The following is a 17,294-nucleotide window of genomic DNA, read 5'->3' on the forward strand; positions in this document are numbered from 1 at the left end:
TGGGGTTTATTTAAGTTGCTCTATGAGTGTTGGATAAATCAGCCCATCTACATTTTGTTCAGTTTTATAAATACCGTTTTCGACATTAAATTTATTGACGTGATAGCTAGAGCCATAAATTGAGTCAAAATTTTGAGATTTAGTAAATACTTTTTTATTGGCATTGATATCTAATAAATGCGTACCGCTGACCATTAGCTCATATTGTTTTGGATCAACCCCTGAACGGTTTGCCATGATTTTAACCGCATCGGCATGGGTTGCAGGGTTATTAATATATTTAACGGTTTTATCCCACACCTGAATGATTTTTTTCCATTCCTCTTGATGAGCAGTTAAGTGGCTCATGTTGACTGTTAAGGTGTCGTAAATTAAACCCGGCTTGTCTTTAGAGGTATAGATAATTTTAGAGCCTGCCACTGCTTTTAATGCCTGACCTGCAACAGGTTGCCAAACAGCAATTGCAGAAATATTTGGGCTATTAAACACTTGAGGTAATTGGTTCGTCGCTGAATTTACCAGCTTTACCTCATTTGATTTAATATTATGGTCGGTCAAAGCAGTTGCCAATAAAAGATGATCAACCAAGCCTTTTTCAACACCGATTGATTTTCCTTTTAGGTCTTGAATGGTGTTAATACCCTCTTTTGCAATAATGACATCATTGCCCGCAGAATAATCTGTCGCCATGATCATCATGCCTTGCGTACCACCCGAAGCTGTTACCAAGTTATCGCCATTGGTGACCAACACAGCGTCGAGCTGATTTGCCGAAAAGGCCGAAAGCGACGCTGAATAATCAAACCATTTAAACTCTACATTTAGCCCTGCTTCTTTTAACCAGCCTTTTTCAATAGCCACTTGCCAAGCCACCCAGCCCGGCCAATCACTATATCCGATGGTAATTGGTTTTGTATTTGCGGTTGCCTGAGCGTCTTGTTTAGTCTCGGGCACTTTGGCCGTATTGTCACATCCACCCAATACAACTACCGATAAAATAGATACGGATAACAACGCTTTTTTAATCATATAGAAACTTCCCCAACATTTTTACTAACAACGCTTTGAGCGGTTTGATTGAGTGACTGTATATAAGCTCGCCAGCCTCCAAAATGGCTAATATCGGTTGCATCTTGAATGGCATACGCTTCGCAAATAAAGCTTTTAACCCATGTACCATCCTTTAATTTCAGATTCCCAATACCAAGTGGTGCGGGTACTTCAGCCACAATGGCTCCAAAATGTGCTAATGGAACATCCCACACTTCAACTTCAATAGATGTCCCTGCTTTATCGAATTGCAGTCCCGGTTTTGGTGGCGTGGTATTTTTTAGGGCAAAGAGTTTATAAGTCTCTGCGGTCTGGGTTTTCTTGAGCAAAGTAGCATTACGGCTAGTAAGCTGAAAATTAAGTGGCATGCCTGTTAAATGCGCTCCTACCACTGCAAGCTGTACTGAATGATTCGAGTAGATGTTTATACTTTTTTGATAATGTTGAGTTGATTTACCTAAACTCAGCGATGTTTCGGCTTGCCAAAGCTGCGCAAAATTGGCGAGTGCCTGATCGTGCCACGCAGGTGCAATAAAGGTTACCCCGCTTGGTAGGCCGTCTTCACGGAGTACATTTGGTAAAGCTAAAGCCGAAAGATCAGCAAAATTGACAAAGTTGGTATAGGCTCCCATGTGCGCATTTTTAGTCAATGGGTCGGCTTCAACTTCAGCAATGGTGTAAATGGTTGGCGCTGTCGGAACCATCAAGGCAACAAAAGGTTGTAAAGCCAAATTAATTTTTCGAGAAAGCACGGCGCGGTTATATTCGGCTTGAAGTGCATCTGTTGCCTTGAATTTATCTGCCTGCGCAATAATTTGAGCAATAACAGGATGAGCCTTTTCACGTGTTGTCATGCGTTCAACGGCGACTGTTCTTTCTGCCACCCATGCATCGTTATACAGTGCGGCAGCAAGCTCATTAAACGCACTGAAATCAATACTCTCAACTTCGTAACCCAGTTTTTTGACACGCTCGACTGCAACTAAAAAGGCCTTTTCAGATTCAAGATCACCATAAAACTCAAGCTGAGCTGGAATAGCAATTTTCTGTTTAGAAAATTGAGTCGGTACATTGGCTGGATGTGCTCGTGAATATTCATCTGTTTCATCGTAGCCCTGCATTAAATTGGCGACTGCCCAAGCATCATCAATATGCAGTGCAAAAATAGAAATGACGTCAATAGTCCGACAGGCTGGAATTAAACCAGTGGTAGAAAACCAGCCCTTTGTCGGCTTAAGACCCACAATATTGTTATGGCCCGCAGGAACACGACCTGATCCCGCCGTGTCTGTCCCCAAACTAAAAGGCACAATACCGTTGGCGACCACCACTGACGAACCCGAGCTTGAACCACCACTAATATATTCGGGGTTAAAACTATTTTTTACTGCACCGTATGGAGAGCGAACGCCAACTAGTCCCGTTGCAAACTGATCGAGGTTAGTTTTACCAATCACAATTGCCCCTGCTTTTTTTAGCTTGGCTACTACGGCAGCATCTTGTGTCGCTAAATATTGAACCTCTTTACAGGCAGCAGTGGTGTGAAAGTCAGCGACATCAATGTTGTCTTTAACTGCAAATGGCACACCGTATAGAGGTAAGTCAGCAATATTCTGGTCTTTTAAAATATCAATTTGCGATTGAATCTGCTCGTTCGATGCAATTTCAATCCATGCATGATCATCATTTTTAATTTCTGCCACATAGCTAATCAGATCCTTAAGATGGATTTGCCCGTTTTGATATGCTGTTTTCCAGTCTTGAATAGTCCATAAATTTTTCAACACGCTACTCCTCATTTAGTCATTCTGCTGTATAGGCGGCATGACGGCATCCATCAGTTCTAGATGTCCTTTGATTACCCCTTTCAGCACAATAAATTGCTGGCTAATTTGTCTAAGCTCAGAACTTGCGCCCTGCATTAACATGACTTGCAATATCTTTTGTTGGTCGAGCTGAATATGAAGTGAGCTAATCACCTGTGCTAAAAACTGTTGTTGTAAATCGACCAATTGATTGCGCAAGGTCATTTGGCTAGCGTCATAAAGCAGCGTCAACGTGCCCACCATGACTTCATTAGCCTGTGCTTGCTCTGCAATCAGGTGTTTATTAATCATGTCGACAATGGCTTGCGAGCGACTTTCATAGTTCTGCTCGACAATTTTTTGATCGAGTGCGTTAAGTGTCGTTTCAGGTACGGTAATACTGATTCGAGCCAGCTTTTGTTTTGCCACAGTCTTATCCTTTTGTTTTAGGCGGCTGATTGTTTTGCTTGATATATACGCCTGCACGTACGCTGAGCAATTCGACTAAAAAGGCTTTTAAAGTTGGCTTTGGTTGAACCACAGGTTTTACATCGTTCATATCGCACCTCTAGTTTGGTATTACCAAATTCAGTTTTTGTATTACTGGTAAGAGATGCAGAAAATGTGCCAGTTTTTAAGCGTCGTTTTGATGGGATTTATGGGTATTTATGAATGATTTTTGGGCAAAAAAAGCCCCATGCACAGGGATGGGGCTAAATATTTATATTTTTTTAAAAAGTTAATTTGTCATCTTATGACTGGTTAATCATTGTATGTGCCCATAGCGATAAAGACTCTAAAACAGGTTTAAAAGACTGGCCTAATTCAGTCATTTCATAGACCACTTTAATCGGTGCTTTTTCACCATAAACGGTTCGAGAGATTAAGCCACTTTGCTCTAATTGCTTGAGTTGAAGGCTTAAAGTCATTTCTGTGATAGTTGGCATTAATTGATTGATTTCATTAAAGCGTTTTGGCCCATCTTTTAGATAATACAAAATAACGCTTTTCCATTTTCCACCCACCAAATCCATAGCCATACTGATATGACATGGATAGGTTTTTCCATTCATGGTGATTTCACATTTATTTTCAGTATTTGCCATTTTTAATGCCACCTATCAACTTTGATAGTTATTGTACACCCATACTATAAAAATTATAGTGACTATTATTTTTATAGTTAAAAGGCATAATTATGGCTTTACTTATTTTGGCTCATCCCTACTACGCTCAATCAATTGCAAATAAAACGATTGTGAGTGAACTCGTAAAAACCTATCCGGACCTTGAAGTACGAGATATTTTCCAGCTTTATCCGGACTATAAAATTGACGTGAGTGCTGAACAAGAAGCGTTATTACGCCACGACTCCATCATTCTGCAATATCCAATGTTCTGGTTTAATATGCCGGCAATTTTGAAGTTATGGTTTGATGAAGTTTTTACTTATCAGTTTGCTTATGGCTCTCAGGGCGACAAATTAAAAGATAAAAAAGTCATTATTAGTATGACGGTCGGGCAAAAAGAAGCGAACATGGTGAACGACCAAGAAAACTTAATCGATAGCTTTTTAAAATCAGTTCAACATTCAATTCAATATACGCAAATGCAGTTAAGCGGCACATTTTTGCTTTATGACGTATCGCCTTTATCGGGTAACCCAGAGTCAAAAATTAAATTAGAAGCGGTAAAACATGGCCATAAATTATTAAAGCATTTGACCGAAGCATAATAAAAAAGAGCATCAATATCGATGCTCTCTTTTAGTTTAAGCGACTGGTGCCAAAGTAAATAGCACTTGTCCTGTTTTTACGGTTTGCCCTTTTTCAATGGTAATGGTTTCGACCTTCATGCGTTCGGGTGCAATAATTGGAATTTCGATTTTCATCGCTTCAATTACTGCAAGGGTTGCACCTTCTTCAACAATATCTCCCGAAGTACATTCGATTTTCCAGATTGAGCCTGGCATGTGCGATTCGACTGCACAGCCGCCTTCAGGAATAACTACGGTTTCGCCTTCATCTACAGCATCTAAGCTTTCAGAGATATATTCTTGTAAGCCCGCTTCGTGCCAACGGCGGCGCTCAGCCTCAAAGTTAGCTTGTTGCATATCTTTAAAGGCTTGAATGCTGTCTTGATGCGTCTTTAAAAACTCGTTGTATTCTTTTAAGTTAAGCACACCATCTTCAATGCGAAGTTGTAGTCGGCCTGCTTTAAAGTCTTCACGCATTTGCAGAAGTTCAGCCTCAGACACTTCATAAAACTTAACTTGGTCAAAAAAGCGCAGTAACCATGGTTTGCCTTCTTCGAAGTTGGCATTTTTACGGTAACGGCTCCACATTTGAGTGGTACGGCCAACAAACTGATAGCCGCCCGGTCCTTCCATACCGTATACACACATATACGCCCCGCCAATGCCCACGGCATTTTCAGGTGTCCAAGTTCGTGCAGGGTTATATTTTGTGGTGACTAAACGTTGGCGCGGGTCGAGTGGTGTCGCCACGGGAGCACCTAAATACACATCGCCTAAACCCATTACTAAATAGTTTGCGCTATAGACCACATCCTTAACCGCTTGCTTGGAAGCTAAACCATTAATACGACGAATAAACTCGACGTTATCTGGGCACCACGGCGCATCTGGACGAACAATTTGCGTATAGCGCTCGGTGGCAAGTTGAGTTTGTGAATCTTCCCAAGCTAAAGGCAAATAGACAGTCCTTGAAGGCACCTGCATATTTTGAATATCGGGTAATTCGGCTTCTGCCTGTTGAAGTTTCTGTAAAAGCTCAAGTTGATCGAGCTGGATTGAATCAAAATGAATTTGTAGTGAACGAATACCCGGTGTTAGGTCGATAATACCCTGAATGTTTTGATCTTTGACCCATTGCATAAGCGCATGAATACGGAAGCGTAAATTTAGGTCGAGTACTAACTCGCCATATTCCACCAATAAATAGCTATTTCCTGCTGGTCGATAGGTCACGCTTGGTAAGTCAGCTTCACCTTCTAAAGTTGCTAAAACGGCATCTTTTAAAGTGTCGGGTTCTGCTTGAATGGTTGGATTAAAATCGATCTGAGTTGTATCGGTCGCGGTTAAGCTTTGATGATATTTTTGATCGAGTGCTTTTGCTTGCGCATAACTCACGGGTACAAATTTGACCTTATCGCCTGCTTTTAGCTGCCCGATTTTCCAAAGCTCGGAATGAATGACTACCGCAGGGCAAACAAAGCCGCCTAAGCTCGGACCATCCGGCCCCAAAATAATTGGCATATCGCCCGTAAAATCAATTGCCCCAATCGCATAAGCATTATCATGAATATTGGATGGATGTAAGCCTGCCTCACCGCCGTCTTCACGTGCCCACTCAGGTTTTGGCCCAATTAAACGAATGCCTGTACGGCTTGAGTTATAGTGAATCTCAAACTCATTGGCAAAGAAGGTATCAATATCTTGTTTAGTGAAAAAATCTGGTGCGCCATGTGGCCCATACATCACGGCAATTTCCCAGTTTTGGGTAAAGCTAGGAATTTGTGCTTGAGCCAGAGCTATGGTCGTTTGAGCGGAATATTCAGTAATTGGCAGCATATCACCAATTAATAAATTACGACCTGCATGCCCACCAAACTGCCCCAAAGTAAAAGTCGCCTGTGACCCTAAATACTCAGGAACATCGAAACCACCTTTCACACCAATATAGCTACGGCAACCTGAACGGATAAGTCCGCATTTTAAAACTTGGCCTTTTTTCACATTGATGGTTTGCCACATCGGTACCAGTTCACCATCAAGTTTTGAAGGCATATCACCGCCCGTAATGACAATTTGGCTGTCGCAGTGAAACTTTAAAGTTGGCCCTTGCAAGGTACATTCAAGCCCTGCGGTATTTGGCTCATTGGCTAAAAGCTGGTTTGCGACAGTTAAACTGAGTGGATCGATGGCACCTGATGGCGGTACACCAACATCCCAATAACCTAATCGGCCTGTTACGTCCTGAATGGCAGTTTGAATGCCAGCCTGCAACACTTCAATTTTTTGAGTTTTCCATTCAAAGGTATTTAAAAATCGGGTGGTTTGAGTACCTAAAGCAAACACATCGCAAGCAATGATATTCTGCAAATATTCCAGATTGGTTTCAATGCCAGCCACCTGCGTGTTGGCAAGACTAGCGCTCATTGCCTGTATGGCTTGGTCCCGTGTTGCAGCAGTCACAATGATTTTAGCAATCATTGGGTCATAAAAAGACGACACTGTTGAACCTGTTTCTACCCATGTTTCGACTCGGGCTTGCGGGTCAAATTTAACCTGTGTGAGTAAGCCTGCACTCGGCTGGAACTGTTTAATTGGGTCTTCGGCATAAAGACGAACTTGAATGGAATGTCCTGTTGGCTCTAACTTTTCTGTTGGTGCTGACCAGTCACCGCTTGCCAAAGTAACCATCCACTCGACTAAGTCGACCCCAAATACTTGCTCGGTCACGCCGTGCTCGACTTGCAAACGCGTGTTGACCTCTAAGAAATAAAATTCTTGGGTTTCGGTGTCCATGACAAACTCAACCGTGCCTGCCGAGCGATAGTTCACCGACTGCATGAGTTGAATGGCAACTTTTTGAAGATAGTCGCGTTGCTGTTCATTTAAATGTGGCGCGGGTGTTTCTTCAATGACTTTCTGATTACGACGTTGTACCGAACAATCACGCTCACCCAACGCTAAAACTTGCCCTTGCCCATCACCAAAAATTTGTACTTCGATATGGCGTGCATGTTGTACAAATTTCTCTAAATACAAACCTGCATCTTTAAAATTGACCTGTGCCAAATAAGACACGGTTTGATAAGCATCTTTTAACTCTGTTTCATTCCAAACCAAACGCATGCCAATACCACCACCGCCCGCGGTACTTTTCAGCATGACTGGATAACCAATACGGGCTGCCTCAAACAAGGCCTCGGCTTCATCGGCAAGTAATGAGCTACCCGGAAGTAAAGGCACATTGCTTTTAATAGCCAGCTCACGCGCGGTATGTTTTAAACCGAAATCGAGCATTTGGCTTGAAGTTGGCCCAATAAAAGCGATACCTTGGTTTTCACATAAATCACAAAACTCGGCATTTTCAGACAAAAAACCATAACCAGGATGAATGGCTTCTGCGCCCGACTGTTTTGCTACCTCAAGGATTTTTTCAATGTTTAAATAACTTTGATTGGCAGGTGCAGGCCCAATCAGAAAAGCTTCATCGGCCAAAGTTACGTGTAACGAATCACGGTCGGCTTCGGAATAAACCGCAACCGAAGCGATCCCGAGTTTTTTAAGGGTGCGAATGACTCGACAGGCAATTGCACCACGGTTAGCAATCAGAACTTTTTTAAACATGCTTATACCCCTTCCGCTTCACGGACAACCAGTTGAATTTTGGTTGGGTTATAGGCATTACATGGGTTATTGAGCTGCGGACAATTTGAAATTAAAACAATTAAATCCATTTCTGCCCGAACTTCTACATATTTACCCGGTCCTGAAATTCCATCATCAAATTTAAGCTGACCGTCTGGTGTCACAGGCACATTCATAAAAAAGTTAATGTTTGGGCCAATGTGACGGACATTTAAGCCATGCTTTTTTGCAATCGGGTGTTTTGCCAAGGCATACATAAAGTTGTTACGGCAACTATGCATTGGGTAGGTTTCATGTGCATAGCGAACCGTATTACTTTCACATGAACAGGCACCACCAATAGTGTCATGACGACCGCAGTTATCATCATGAATAATGGCAATTGGACGGCCAAAGTTACTGTAGAGCTTGGTGCCCTTTTCTAAATAGATTTGTTGGTTGATAGCCAAAGTATCCATTGCGCTATAACGCTCAGTCGGGTTTTCGGCACTCATAAATAAAGTATCGACCGCTTGGTTTCCCTCAAGGTCAATAATTCGAAAATATTGGCCTTTTTTAACCTCACACATCCACGCTTCGCCAGCAGGACAAACTTCATTTAAAACTGCTTTTTCAAATGATTGTAAAACTGTCATGATGCTTCTCCTGATTTAAATATTGCTAAGTGCGTAGTAGCGGGCTGTGTTTTGAAACGCACGCTGATTTTGCGAACATGCATCACGACAAATATCGCTGTCTGTTAGTGAATAGGCTTTAAATAAACTGAGTTGAATATCGGCAGGTTGATAGCTTGGGCTGGTGTCTAAACCGTGCGGCGTAGCAGATAAAAATACTAAGCAGTCCATTTCAAAACGCAGTTCAATAGTTTGATTGGTGTTGTCAGAACTGACATAAGACAAAGCCCCGTTTTCATCTGGCACAACTTTAGAAAATAGGTTAACGGCTGCACTCAGGTCTTGGCTGGCAAGTCCGTATTTACACATTTCAATGAGTAAGCTATCTAAGCCGTTTTGGTACATATCATTGCGGGCATCTTGAAAGGTGCGCGTACCAAATTGCTTTTCAATTTGCTCAGGTCGGCTTGGGCCACAAAGTGCATCATTCCAACCATGATCATCATGAACAATGGAAGCCATGACACGGCCAAGGTCTGAGTACAGCACATTGGAAGCTTTTAAATAGGCGGTGTGTTGCCCTTTTAAACTGTCGGGCATATTGAAACGTTCAAGCACATCGGCAGCATTTACACAAAACAAAGAAACATTTGCCTGAGCGCCAAGCGATGTAAATCTAAGAATAGTTCCTTTTTGAATACGACCCGACCAGTGATGTCCTCCGGGTAAAAGTTCGGTCCAAATCGCCTGATTGTTATGATAACTTGCAGTGTTCATAGCTACTCCTGTCGGATAGTTTTAGACTTCCTCCCGGGCTTTTATCCCTCCGTGTAGTTCGCTAGGAACCGTGAACTCTCGGTCCAGTCATACGTAAAGTATCGGAACCCTAGATCACTTTTGATTGCTTAAGACTATGCAAAGGACATGCCAGCTTAGTATTACGTTTTTGCCTAAAAGTAATACTAAACTTGGGCTGTTTAGGTGCGGTTTAAGTTCAAAAATAAAAAGCTGCACTCAAAATTGTGCATTTCAAAATAGAAAAGCCCCTTTTAGTAAGAGGCTTTTAAAGTGAAACTGTAAACTGAAGGATTTAAGGAATCAAAATTACCTTACGGCATTCCTGTTCTCTTTCATTAAAAATGCGATAACCCTCTGCGGCATCTTCTAATTTCATTCGGTGGGTAATAATCGTTTCAGGTGACAAGTCACCACGCTCAATAAATTCTAATAAAAGCGGTAAATATTGATGCACATGGGTTTGACCCATTTTAAAAGTTAAACCTTTATCAAAAGCATCACCAAACAAGAAACCATGAATTGGACCTGCATATACACCCGGTACACTCACCACACCACCACGGCGAACCGCGGCTATACATTGACGAAGTGCTGCACCACTTGAACCTTCAAGCTTTAAATTGGTGAGCACTGTTTCAATGACACTGCCTTTTGCCTCGAAACCAATGGCATCAATCACCGCATCGACGCCACGGTAATTGTCGGTATTTTGAATAATAAATTCGGCCGCATCGACTTCATCAAAATTAACCGGAATAGCGCCGTAGGTTGCCGCCGCATAGTTCAATCGATATTCATTGTGATCGACCATAAATATTTTTTCTGCACCAAGCATCTTGGCACAAGCGGCGCTTAATAGTCCGACTGGCCCTGCACCATAAATTGCAACGGTTGAGCCACGTTTCACTTGGGCATTATTCACTGCCTGCCAAGCCGTAGGCAAAATATCGGTCAAGAAAAGCACTTTTTCATCTGACAATGACCCGGGCACTTTAAAAGGCCCCTTATTGGCTTTTGGGACACGAACATATTCTGCTTGGCCGCCCGGTACTCCGCCATATAAATGGCTATAACCAAATAAAGCTGCACCAGGTGGAATTTGCTTTTTATTAATAATTGCACCACGCCCTGTATTGGTGGTTTCACAGGCAGCGGTCAGGTCAAGTTGGCAAAAGAAACATTCACCACAAGCAATCACAAAAGGCACAATTACACGGTCGCCTTTTTTCACGTGAGTGACTGCGGGGCCTACTTCTTCAACAATACCCATAAATTCATGCCCAAAGATATCGCCATGTTCAGTCTTTGGAATTTTGCCTCGATATAAATGTAAATCAGAGCCACATATGGCTGTGGCGGTTACACGTAAAATAATGTCATCTGGTTCTTGAATAATAGGGTCTGCAACCGTTTCAACTCGAACGTCTTCGGCACCGTGGTAAGTAAGAGCGCGCATTTATTATTCCTCAATTTCCTATCATGTCATTTGATTATGAGGAGGCTTTCTTTACGGTTTGCAACGATTCTTACTTTTCACGTAAGGCTTATAGCTCAAATGCAAAGTGATCTATGTTTAAGTAACAATAAAAGTAAAATATAGTTTCTTAACTTTTTCTTGGTCAGACGTGATTTGAGCTCACTTTGCCCTCTATATTTAAAATTTAAAAAACGGGTAAGAACCTACCCGTTATTTCACTGTTGTTGTATAAAAACTATCTATTGCATCAACCATTTGAGATAACCCCGGTTGCTCTAATGGATAGTGACCTGCATTTTCCAATATCACAGTTTTTACCGGCACTTTATGAATACGGCTAAGAAAAGGCGTACTTAAATCAAGTGGTGTCCAACGGTCTTTTTCAGGTTGGGTCAATAAGACAGGACATACGTCAAAGTCTTCAGGTGCAACCTCAGGTTTATAATGTATATATGAATCTAAAAAGGTCAGAGAAACCGAGTTACCTGCTGAAGTTTTATCTTTCATAAAGACCTTTAAGGCATCTTTATTATTCACCAAAGTACTCATTTTACTTGCCCAGCTCATTGGAACACGCATTGATGCTAACGGCGTTTTAGCAGTTAAATGTGTAATTGGCGTACCTACCCGACTCATAAACAAATTGCTTGCTACAGTATCTTTTACCTTTTGGTCACTCGTATCAAGGAAGGTCATTCCCACTATAGCTTTAACCTTTTTATTTTTGGCAGCAACATGGTAAGTCAACATACCACCAGCACTTAGGCCATACAGTACAACTGGACGATTATCTTTGGCCAATTCCACATCAATTAAATCGCTACCAGCTTGCACCCAATCGTTATAACTAATCGGCTTACCCTTTTTAACTTGAGTGACACCATAGCCGGGCATATCGACAGCAATTGTTTCATAACCTCGATCAGCCAAGGGTTTTCCTAAAATCATCGACATTTGTCGACCATTGGTCCCCACACCGTGAAATAAAATCACTTTAATTTTGGCATTTGGATTACGGTAAGTATCCAAATGGATGTTATGACCATTCCAAGACCACCATTCTTCTTTGGGTAACTGGTCTTTAGGAATATGAAATTCTTGAGGAAGGAATTGTTCAATTTGTTGCCAAGCTGCTTGATTTTGATAACCCATGACAGACTCTCCTGATTTTATTTCTTGAGCTGAAGATACACCTGTTACACAAACCATTAGGCCAATTACACCTAATTTACTCATTAATTGCCGCATCATATTTATCGGCTTTGCTGGTTGAACGGTATTCATTGTTTTACTACTCGTTGCTATCTGATGAATAAATATTAGGCTTTAGTCTTCTCATCAACCATGCTAGATTGGGACACGCATTTTAGTTTTTAGGCCAACCGATGTTAGAGTTTCAAGATTATTTACGAGCTCCATCTAGCGTACAGCTATTATTAGAACTAGGTGATCAATTAAAAATTCAAAGATCACATCTGTTAGCCGGTACTGGTTTAACCCTGACTCGTTTAAATGATACTAACAGTGTTGTTACACCCGATGAAGAACTGGGTGTTATCAATAATTTAATTAAAATTTTATCTGCTCACACCGCAGGTTTAGGCCTCATTACTGGTTTTAACCACCAACTGACAACTTATGGCATTTTGGGTTACGCACTAATGAGTAGCGCAACGGGCTTAGAAGCGATGCAACTTGTGCAACGTTATTTAGCCCTCACCTATACCTTTGTTAAAATTAATTTTCAGCAAAAAAATAATGAGTGCATGATTTGCTTTACTGAACCTGTGGGCCTAACACAGGAGTTACAACGGTTTGTACTTGAACGTGCGATGGCTGCAACTCTTCGTGTTATTAGCGATATTTATGAAGGTTCATTTCAATTAGATGCATTTCATCTTAAATATGGTGAGCCTGAATCTTGTTTGTTAAATATACCTAAAGAATATTTAGGCGCTCCAATTCAATTTAATCAAAAAGAAAACATTTTAAAATTTAATAGTTCGCAATTGCTCCACGCTCTACCCCATGCAAACCCGAATACTGCTGCTATGTGTGAAAGGCTGTGTATGGAGCTTATTAGCCAACGCCATACCACCTTAACAACCACAATGATTGTCCGCGATTTTTTAATGAACGCTCCTTCTGGCACTTTACTTAATATTAAAGAGATTTCAAATAAGTTAAATATGAGCGAACGGACGCTAAAAAGGAGGTTACAAGACGAGAATATCTCTTTTAGAGCACTTCAAAATGAAACCTTGCATCGACGTGCCGACTCCCTTTTAGCGCAAAATTTAAATTTAGGCCAAGTGGCAGAAATATTAGGCTTCTCAGATTTATCTACTTTTTCTCAAGCTTATAAACGTTGGACTGGCGTTGCTCCAAGTCACTATAAAAAGCAAATGATTAAATAAATTCTATTTAAAATGTTACTTTTTATCCGGAGTTACTCCGACGAACTAGAATTCCAGCATAGAGAAAAGCATGCTACTATCAAAATTATGACAATTAATCATGTCAAATTTACTTTAGAGGGAACAAGATGTTAAAAACTCAAAAAATCAACATCGTACAAGAATTTAATGCACCTATAGACAAGGTCTTCGCAGCCTTGAGTGAACACGAAAACTTAAGCAAACTTTTTGCCCCTGCTAAAGTCACTCGCATTAGTAACGGCAAGGATGCACGTAACGGTGTTGGCTCTGCCCGTAAGATGTCTATTCCGTTTACACCTTCATTTGTTGAAACAAATTTAGTCTATAAAGAAAATGAACTGATAGAGTACGCGATCACAAGTGGCATTAGCCCAATTAAGGCACATCGTGGTGTGATGCAATTTACTGACTTGGGAAATAACCGAACTCGTTTGAATTACACCATTAGCTTTAAAGGCCGCGTTCCTTTTATTGGCCCGATTATTAAAGCGGCCTTACAAAATGGCGTGAGCCGTGGACTTAAAAAACTTAAATTTTAAGAAGCCAATACCATAAGAAAGCCCAATGATGGGCTTTCTTATTTTAGATTGAATACTAAGATAGGGTTATTAAAAAATATTCTAATAATTTATCTCGTTCATCTGTTTCCTCTTTACTTAAAAGCTGAACCATTGCTCCATCAATCACAAACAAAAACATGTGAGCATCTTCCATTAAAGCTGTGGGTTTGATGGTTAAAAGTAGGCCATGTATTTGGGTCACTAACCAGTTTCTATAATCCACCACCACTCTGTAAGCAGTTGGATAAAACTTTTCAATCTCCAAAATGGCCTTAAAAGGCAAACGGTACAGTCCTTCGAGGTTGGCATGGAGATAAAATATTTTTCTTAGCTTATCAAATACCATAAGTTCACGATATGAATGAATAATAGATAACACCTCTTCTTTTAACCCATCTTTTTGAAAGGTTAAGCACATTTCAATGAACCTTTCTTTTGAATGGAAATGCTTATAAAAAGTGGCCTTATTCACTTTGGATTCGGCAATAATTCGGTCAACACCGACTTTGTGAAATCCATACTCCATAAATAAATCTTTTGCTGTATGAAGCACTCTGAGTGCTCTAAATGAAGCTTCTAAATTTGGCATAGTTATACCGTTTAAAATAATTTTTTGTTGTATGTAAAAGAGATAGAAATGCCGTCACTCTTAAATTGAGTGCTTAAAACGGGCATGCAAAAGCGGCACAATAAAGGTGTGCTCGCCTATCTCAGGTTTATTGTTGCTATGATTTTTGAGCCGTAACGATTCTTAAGGTGCAGAAAACCTAGAGTCGATTAAACCGATTTATAGGCTGTTTAAACGATATAAATACAGAAATTTTGGCGTAGGCCAATAAATGAGAAGAATTTGTACGCATGAGCGAACTCCTTTGGCTATAAAAGAAGTTTCACCGCATTACTGCTAAATAATGGTGGCGAAACGAAAGAGGGTTAGCAGACTGGAGCCAAAGAATCCAGCACACCCGAAGGTGTCCCCCTCCCGTTCCGCCGCAGAGGGGGCACGCAGGGATTTCCACAAAAAAGTTAGACTTTTTCGTGTACTTTGGCTGATGGTCTGCTAAAACCAACTGGCAATGTAGGCCAGCTCGCAAAGGATAGTATTCGGTTTTCTTGGCGTCAAGCGTAGGAAATGACATTTGTATTAAAGTAGAGCGGTTGGTATTAGGGAAAATATAACTAAATGAACAATCTCATAAATACCAATATAAAAAATTTAATTCTTACCTAAATAAAAAGCAGTTGATTTAATTTTTTATAAATAATTTGATTTTGTTCTTGAAAAATAAACCATTATCCTCATTATTGTTTGAACGTAGCTTCCAATTTTCATCTTTGCGAGTTGCGCTGCACGTATCCAAGCGGCATACTGATACCACGGTCACTAGTTGGTCATGGGTCACTGGCGTGTCTCTGGACTATTCATTCGCCCATGACGGGCTGAGTAGTCATGAGTCTTGTAGCTTGGACCCGTCTTCCTCCCTAGGTAATGTCGGGAGGACGGGTAAAGAGCGTGTGGGGCAGCCCATGAGCACGGATGGGGAAGCGCGTAAGTCGTCGCCTCACTCTGGCTGTGTTTTCGATTGGCTTTTATATGGTATTTGTACCCTATTAAGTCATTTACACATTTGTTATTGGGAGGATTTGGATTTGAGTGAGTTAAACAATTCGTTATTGCGTCTCATTCTCATTTGCTCAGCGGCGGTTGCGAGGTTTACGGTTTGCATCTCTTTGCGAGTTGCGCTGCACGTATCCAAGCGGCATACTGATACCACGGTCACTAGTTGGTCATGGGTCACTGGCGTGTCTCTGGACTATTCATTCGCCCATGACGGGCTGAGTAGTCATGAGATTCCACCTCTTTAACGCAATCCCTAGGGTTAAGACGTTTGCGGCAAGAATTCAGATGACAACAAAAGGAAAAACTGCATTAGCTCAAGTAGCAAGCCTATCTAATCTTGAAGAAGCTTGGGAACATATTTGGAAAAATTCAAAAAAACAATCTAAAAACTCATTGGATTTAAATAATATGAGTCTCAATGATTTTAATCATAATAAAAAACAACTATTAAAAAAAATTTCAAAAAAGTTGTTAGATAGATCTTATGGATTTAGTGATCTCCATCCGTTTTTAGTTCCTAAATCGAATGGTAAATATAGGTTAATTTGTGTACCGACTATTGAAGACCGTATAGTACAGCGAGCTTTACTGAATGTACTGAACAATTATTATCATAATCAACTTGATAATGGTATAAGCTATGGTTTTATCACTAAAAAAACAGTCAAAGATGCGGCGAAGAAAGCCTGTGAACTTCGCAAGAAGCATAATTGGGTTTATAAAACTGATATCACTGCATTCTTCGATAATGTAGACCGTGAAAAACTTAAGGAAAAGATTAAATCTTTAGTTAAACATCGTTCTCTACATCCTCTATTATTTTCGATAATAAATCGTGAAGTACGAATCACTTCAAATTCTCAAGCATCACGGATTAAAAAACTTGGAATTAGAAGAGGACATGGTGTCCGCCAAGGAATGCCTTTGTCTCCTTTTTTTGCAAATTTATTTTTAGGAACTTTTGATAGTGAAATTAAAGCTAATGGTTTTAGCGCTGTAAGATATGCTGATGATTTAATTTTCTTTGCTAAGAGTAAGCATGAATGTGAACAAATTGATAGTTTTTGCCGTACATCTTTAAAAAAATTAGATTTAGATATACCCCTACTTAGTGAATTAAATTCAAAGACAGTAATTTACAACCCAGACGAAACAGTTGAGTTTTTAGGATTAGGTTTAAGTAAGAAAAAATGTAATGCTGACTATGAGCTTATTTTGACAAGTGAACAATTGCATATGATACGTACTGAATTACTACAATTAGGCTCAATCAAACAATTACTGGATAGTAATATTAAGCTAGCTAATCTTGGGGTTGCTATTGAGTCACGTATATCCGGCTATAAAGCCGCATACTCAGATTGTATTACTAACTATACTGAGCTTGAAAACCACATGATTGATTTACATCAGAAAGTTCTTCATAGAATATACGGAGTTGGTGGTTTAAATATTAATTTAAGTTCTCTTTCTAGTGAAAATAGAAAATTTCTTGGTTTAACTTAATCTAGTCAACCCCTTAGAAAGGCTTAA

15 protein-coding genes and 1 riboswitch are annotated in these 17,294 nt (G+C 40.4%); of the genes, 4 read left to right on the forward strand and 11 right to left on the reverse strand.

What is annotated here, in order from left to right; translation table 11 throughout:
* Window positions 1-6: 6 nt before the first annotated feature.
* The 5 genes from F984_RS11770 to F984_RS11790 form a co-directional block, all read right to left on the reverse strand.
* The gene (locus tag F984_RS11770; protein ID WP_004709572.1) at window positions 7-1,029 is read right to left on the reverse strand and encodes an ABC transporter substrate-binding protein; all 1,023 of its coding nucleotides are present in this window, start codon (window positions 1,027-1,029) and stop codon (window positions 7-9) included.
* Complete coding sequence (gene atzF / locus F984_RS11775) at window positions 1,026-2,837, reverse strand: allophanate hydrolase (RefSeq protein WP_004709574.1); 1,812 nt, start codon at window positions 2,835-2,837, stop codon at window positions 1,026-1,028. Before atzF ends, F984_RS11770 begins: the two co-directional genes overlap by 4 nt.
* A gap of 12 nt (window positions 2,838-2,849) precedes the next feature.
* A complete protein-coding gene (locus tag F984_RS11780; protein WP_001118705.1) occupies window positions 2,850-3,284 on the reverse strand; it encodes a CopG family ribbon-helix-helix protein in 435 nt (144 codons plus the stop codon).
* A gap of 4 nt (window positions 3,285-3,288) precedes the next feature.
* On the reverse strand, window positions 3,289-3,414 hold the full coding sequence (locus F984_RS11785) for a hypothetical protein (RefSeq protein ID WP_001000625.1): 126 nt from the start codon (window positions 3,412-3,414) through the stop codon (window positions 3,289-3,291).
* Window positions 3,415-3,607: 193 nt separating this feature from the next.
* Complete coding sequence (locus F984_RS11790) at window positions 3,608-3,961, reverse strand: winged helix-turn-helix transcriptional regulator (protein WP_004709577.1); 354 nt, start codon at window positions 3,959-3,961, stop codon at window positions 3,608-3,610.
* A 92-nt stretch (window positions 3,962-4,053) separates the two neighbouring features.
* Between F984_RS11790 and F984_RS11795 the strand changes: the two genes are divergently transcribed.
* Complete coding sequence (locus F984_RS11795; protein WP_004709579.1) at window positions 4,054-4,590, forward strand: NAD(P)H-dependent oxidoreductase; 537 nt, start codon at window positions 4,054-4,056, stop codon at window positions 4,588-4,590.
* A gap of 36 nt (window positions 4,591-4,626) precedes the next feature.
* Here the strand turns inward: F984_RS11795 and uca are convergent, their stop codons facing one another.
* The 5 genes from uca to F984_RS11820 form a co-directional block, all read right to left on the reverse strand.
* Window positions 4,627-8,232 (reverse strand): urea carboxylase, encoded by a 3,606-nt coding sequence (gene uca / locus F984_RS11800; protein ID WP_004709581.1) that lies wholly within the window; start codon window positions 8,230-8,232, stop codon window positions 4,627-4,629.
* A gap of 2 nt (window positions 8,233-8,234) precedes the next feature.
* Window positions 8,235-8,888: an urea amidolyase associated protein UAAP2 gene (locus F984_RS11805; RefSeq protein WP_004709583.1), complete on the reverse strand. Its 654-nt coding sequence runs from the start codon at window positions 8,886-8,888 to the stop codon at window positions 8,235-8,237.
* Between the two features lie 15 nt (window positions 8,889-8,903).
* Window positions 8,904-9,644: an urea amidolyase associated protein UAAP1 gene (locus F984_RS11810; protein WP_004709584.1), complete on the reverse strand. Its 741-nt coding sequence runs from the start codon at window positions 9,642-9,644 to the stop codon at window positions 8,904-8,906.
* A 28-nt stretch (window positions 9,645-9,672) separates the two neighbouring features.
* Window positions 9,673-9,768: riboswitch (guanidine-I (ykkC/yxkD leader) on the reverse strand.
* A gap of 189 nt (window positions 9,769-9,957) precedes the next feature.
* Window positions 9,958-11,121, reverse strand: coding sequence for a zinc-dependent alcohol dehydrogenase (locus F984_RS11815; RefSeq protein WP_004709587.1), 1,164 nt, complete (start codon window positions 11,119-11,121; stop codon window positions 9,958-9,960).
* A gap of 231 nt (window positions 11,122-11,352) precedes the next feature.
* Window positions 11,353-12,426, reverse strand: coding sequence for an alpha/beta hydrolase (locus F984_RS11820; protein WP_004709588.1), 1,074 nt, complete (start codon window positions 12,424-12,426; stop codon window positions 11,353-11,355).
* 101 nt (window positions 12,427-12,527) lie between these two features.
* Here F984_RS11820 and F984_RS11825 point away from each other — a divergent pair, with 101 nt between their 5' ends.
* Together F984_RS11825 and F984_RS11830 are read left to right on the forward strand one after the other, a co-directional pair.
* The gene (locus tag F984_RS11825; protein WP_004709590.1) at window positions 12,528-13,559 is read left to right on the forward strand and encodes an AraC family transcriptional regulator; all 1,032 of its coding nucleotides are present in this window, start codon (window positions 12,528-12,530) and stop codon (window positions 13,557-13,559) included.
* A gap of 128 nt (window positions 13,560-13,687) precedes the next feature.
* Window positions 13,688-14,119, forward strand: a complete 432-nt coding sequence (locus F984_RS11830) for an SRPBCC family protein (RefSeq protein ID WP_002048421.1) — start codon at window positions 13,688-13,690, stop codon at window positions 14,117-14,119.
* A gap of 55 nt (window positions 14,120-14,174) precedes the next feature.
* On the opposite strand, the gene F984_RS11835 is transcribed toward F984_RS11830, so the two are convergent.
* Window positions 14,175-14,729 (reverse strand): TetR/AcrR family transcriptional regulator, encoded by a 555-nt coding sequence (locus tag F984_RS11835; RefSeq protein ID WP_004709592.1) that lies wholly within the window; start codon window positions 14,727-14,729, stop codon window positions 14,175-14,177.
* 1,317 nt (window positions 14,730-16,046) lie between these two features.
* Between F984_RS11835 and F984_RS11840 the strand changes: the two genes are divergently transcribed.
* The gene (locus tag F984_RS11840; protein WP_025469322.1) at window positions 16,047-17,267 is read left to right on the forward strand and encodes a reverse transcriptase/maturase family protein; all 1,221 of its coding nucleotides are present in this window, start codon (window positions 16,047-16,049) and stop codon (window positions 17,265-17,267) included.
* Window positions 17,268-17,294: the final 27 nt, after the last annotated feature.

Source organism: Acinetobacter nosocomialis NIPH 2119 (genome assembly GCF_000368085.1).
In the GTDB taxonomy this organism is placed as follows: Bacteria; Pseudomonadota; Gammaproteobacteria; order Pseudomonadales; family Moraxellaceae; genus Acinetobacter; species Acinetobacter nosocomialis.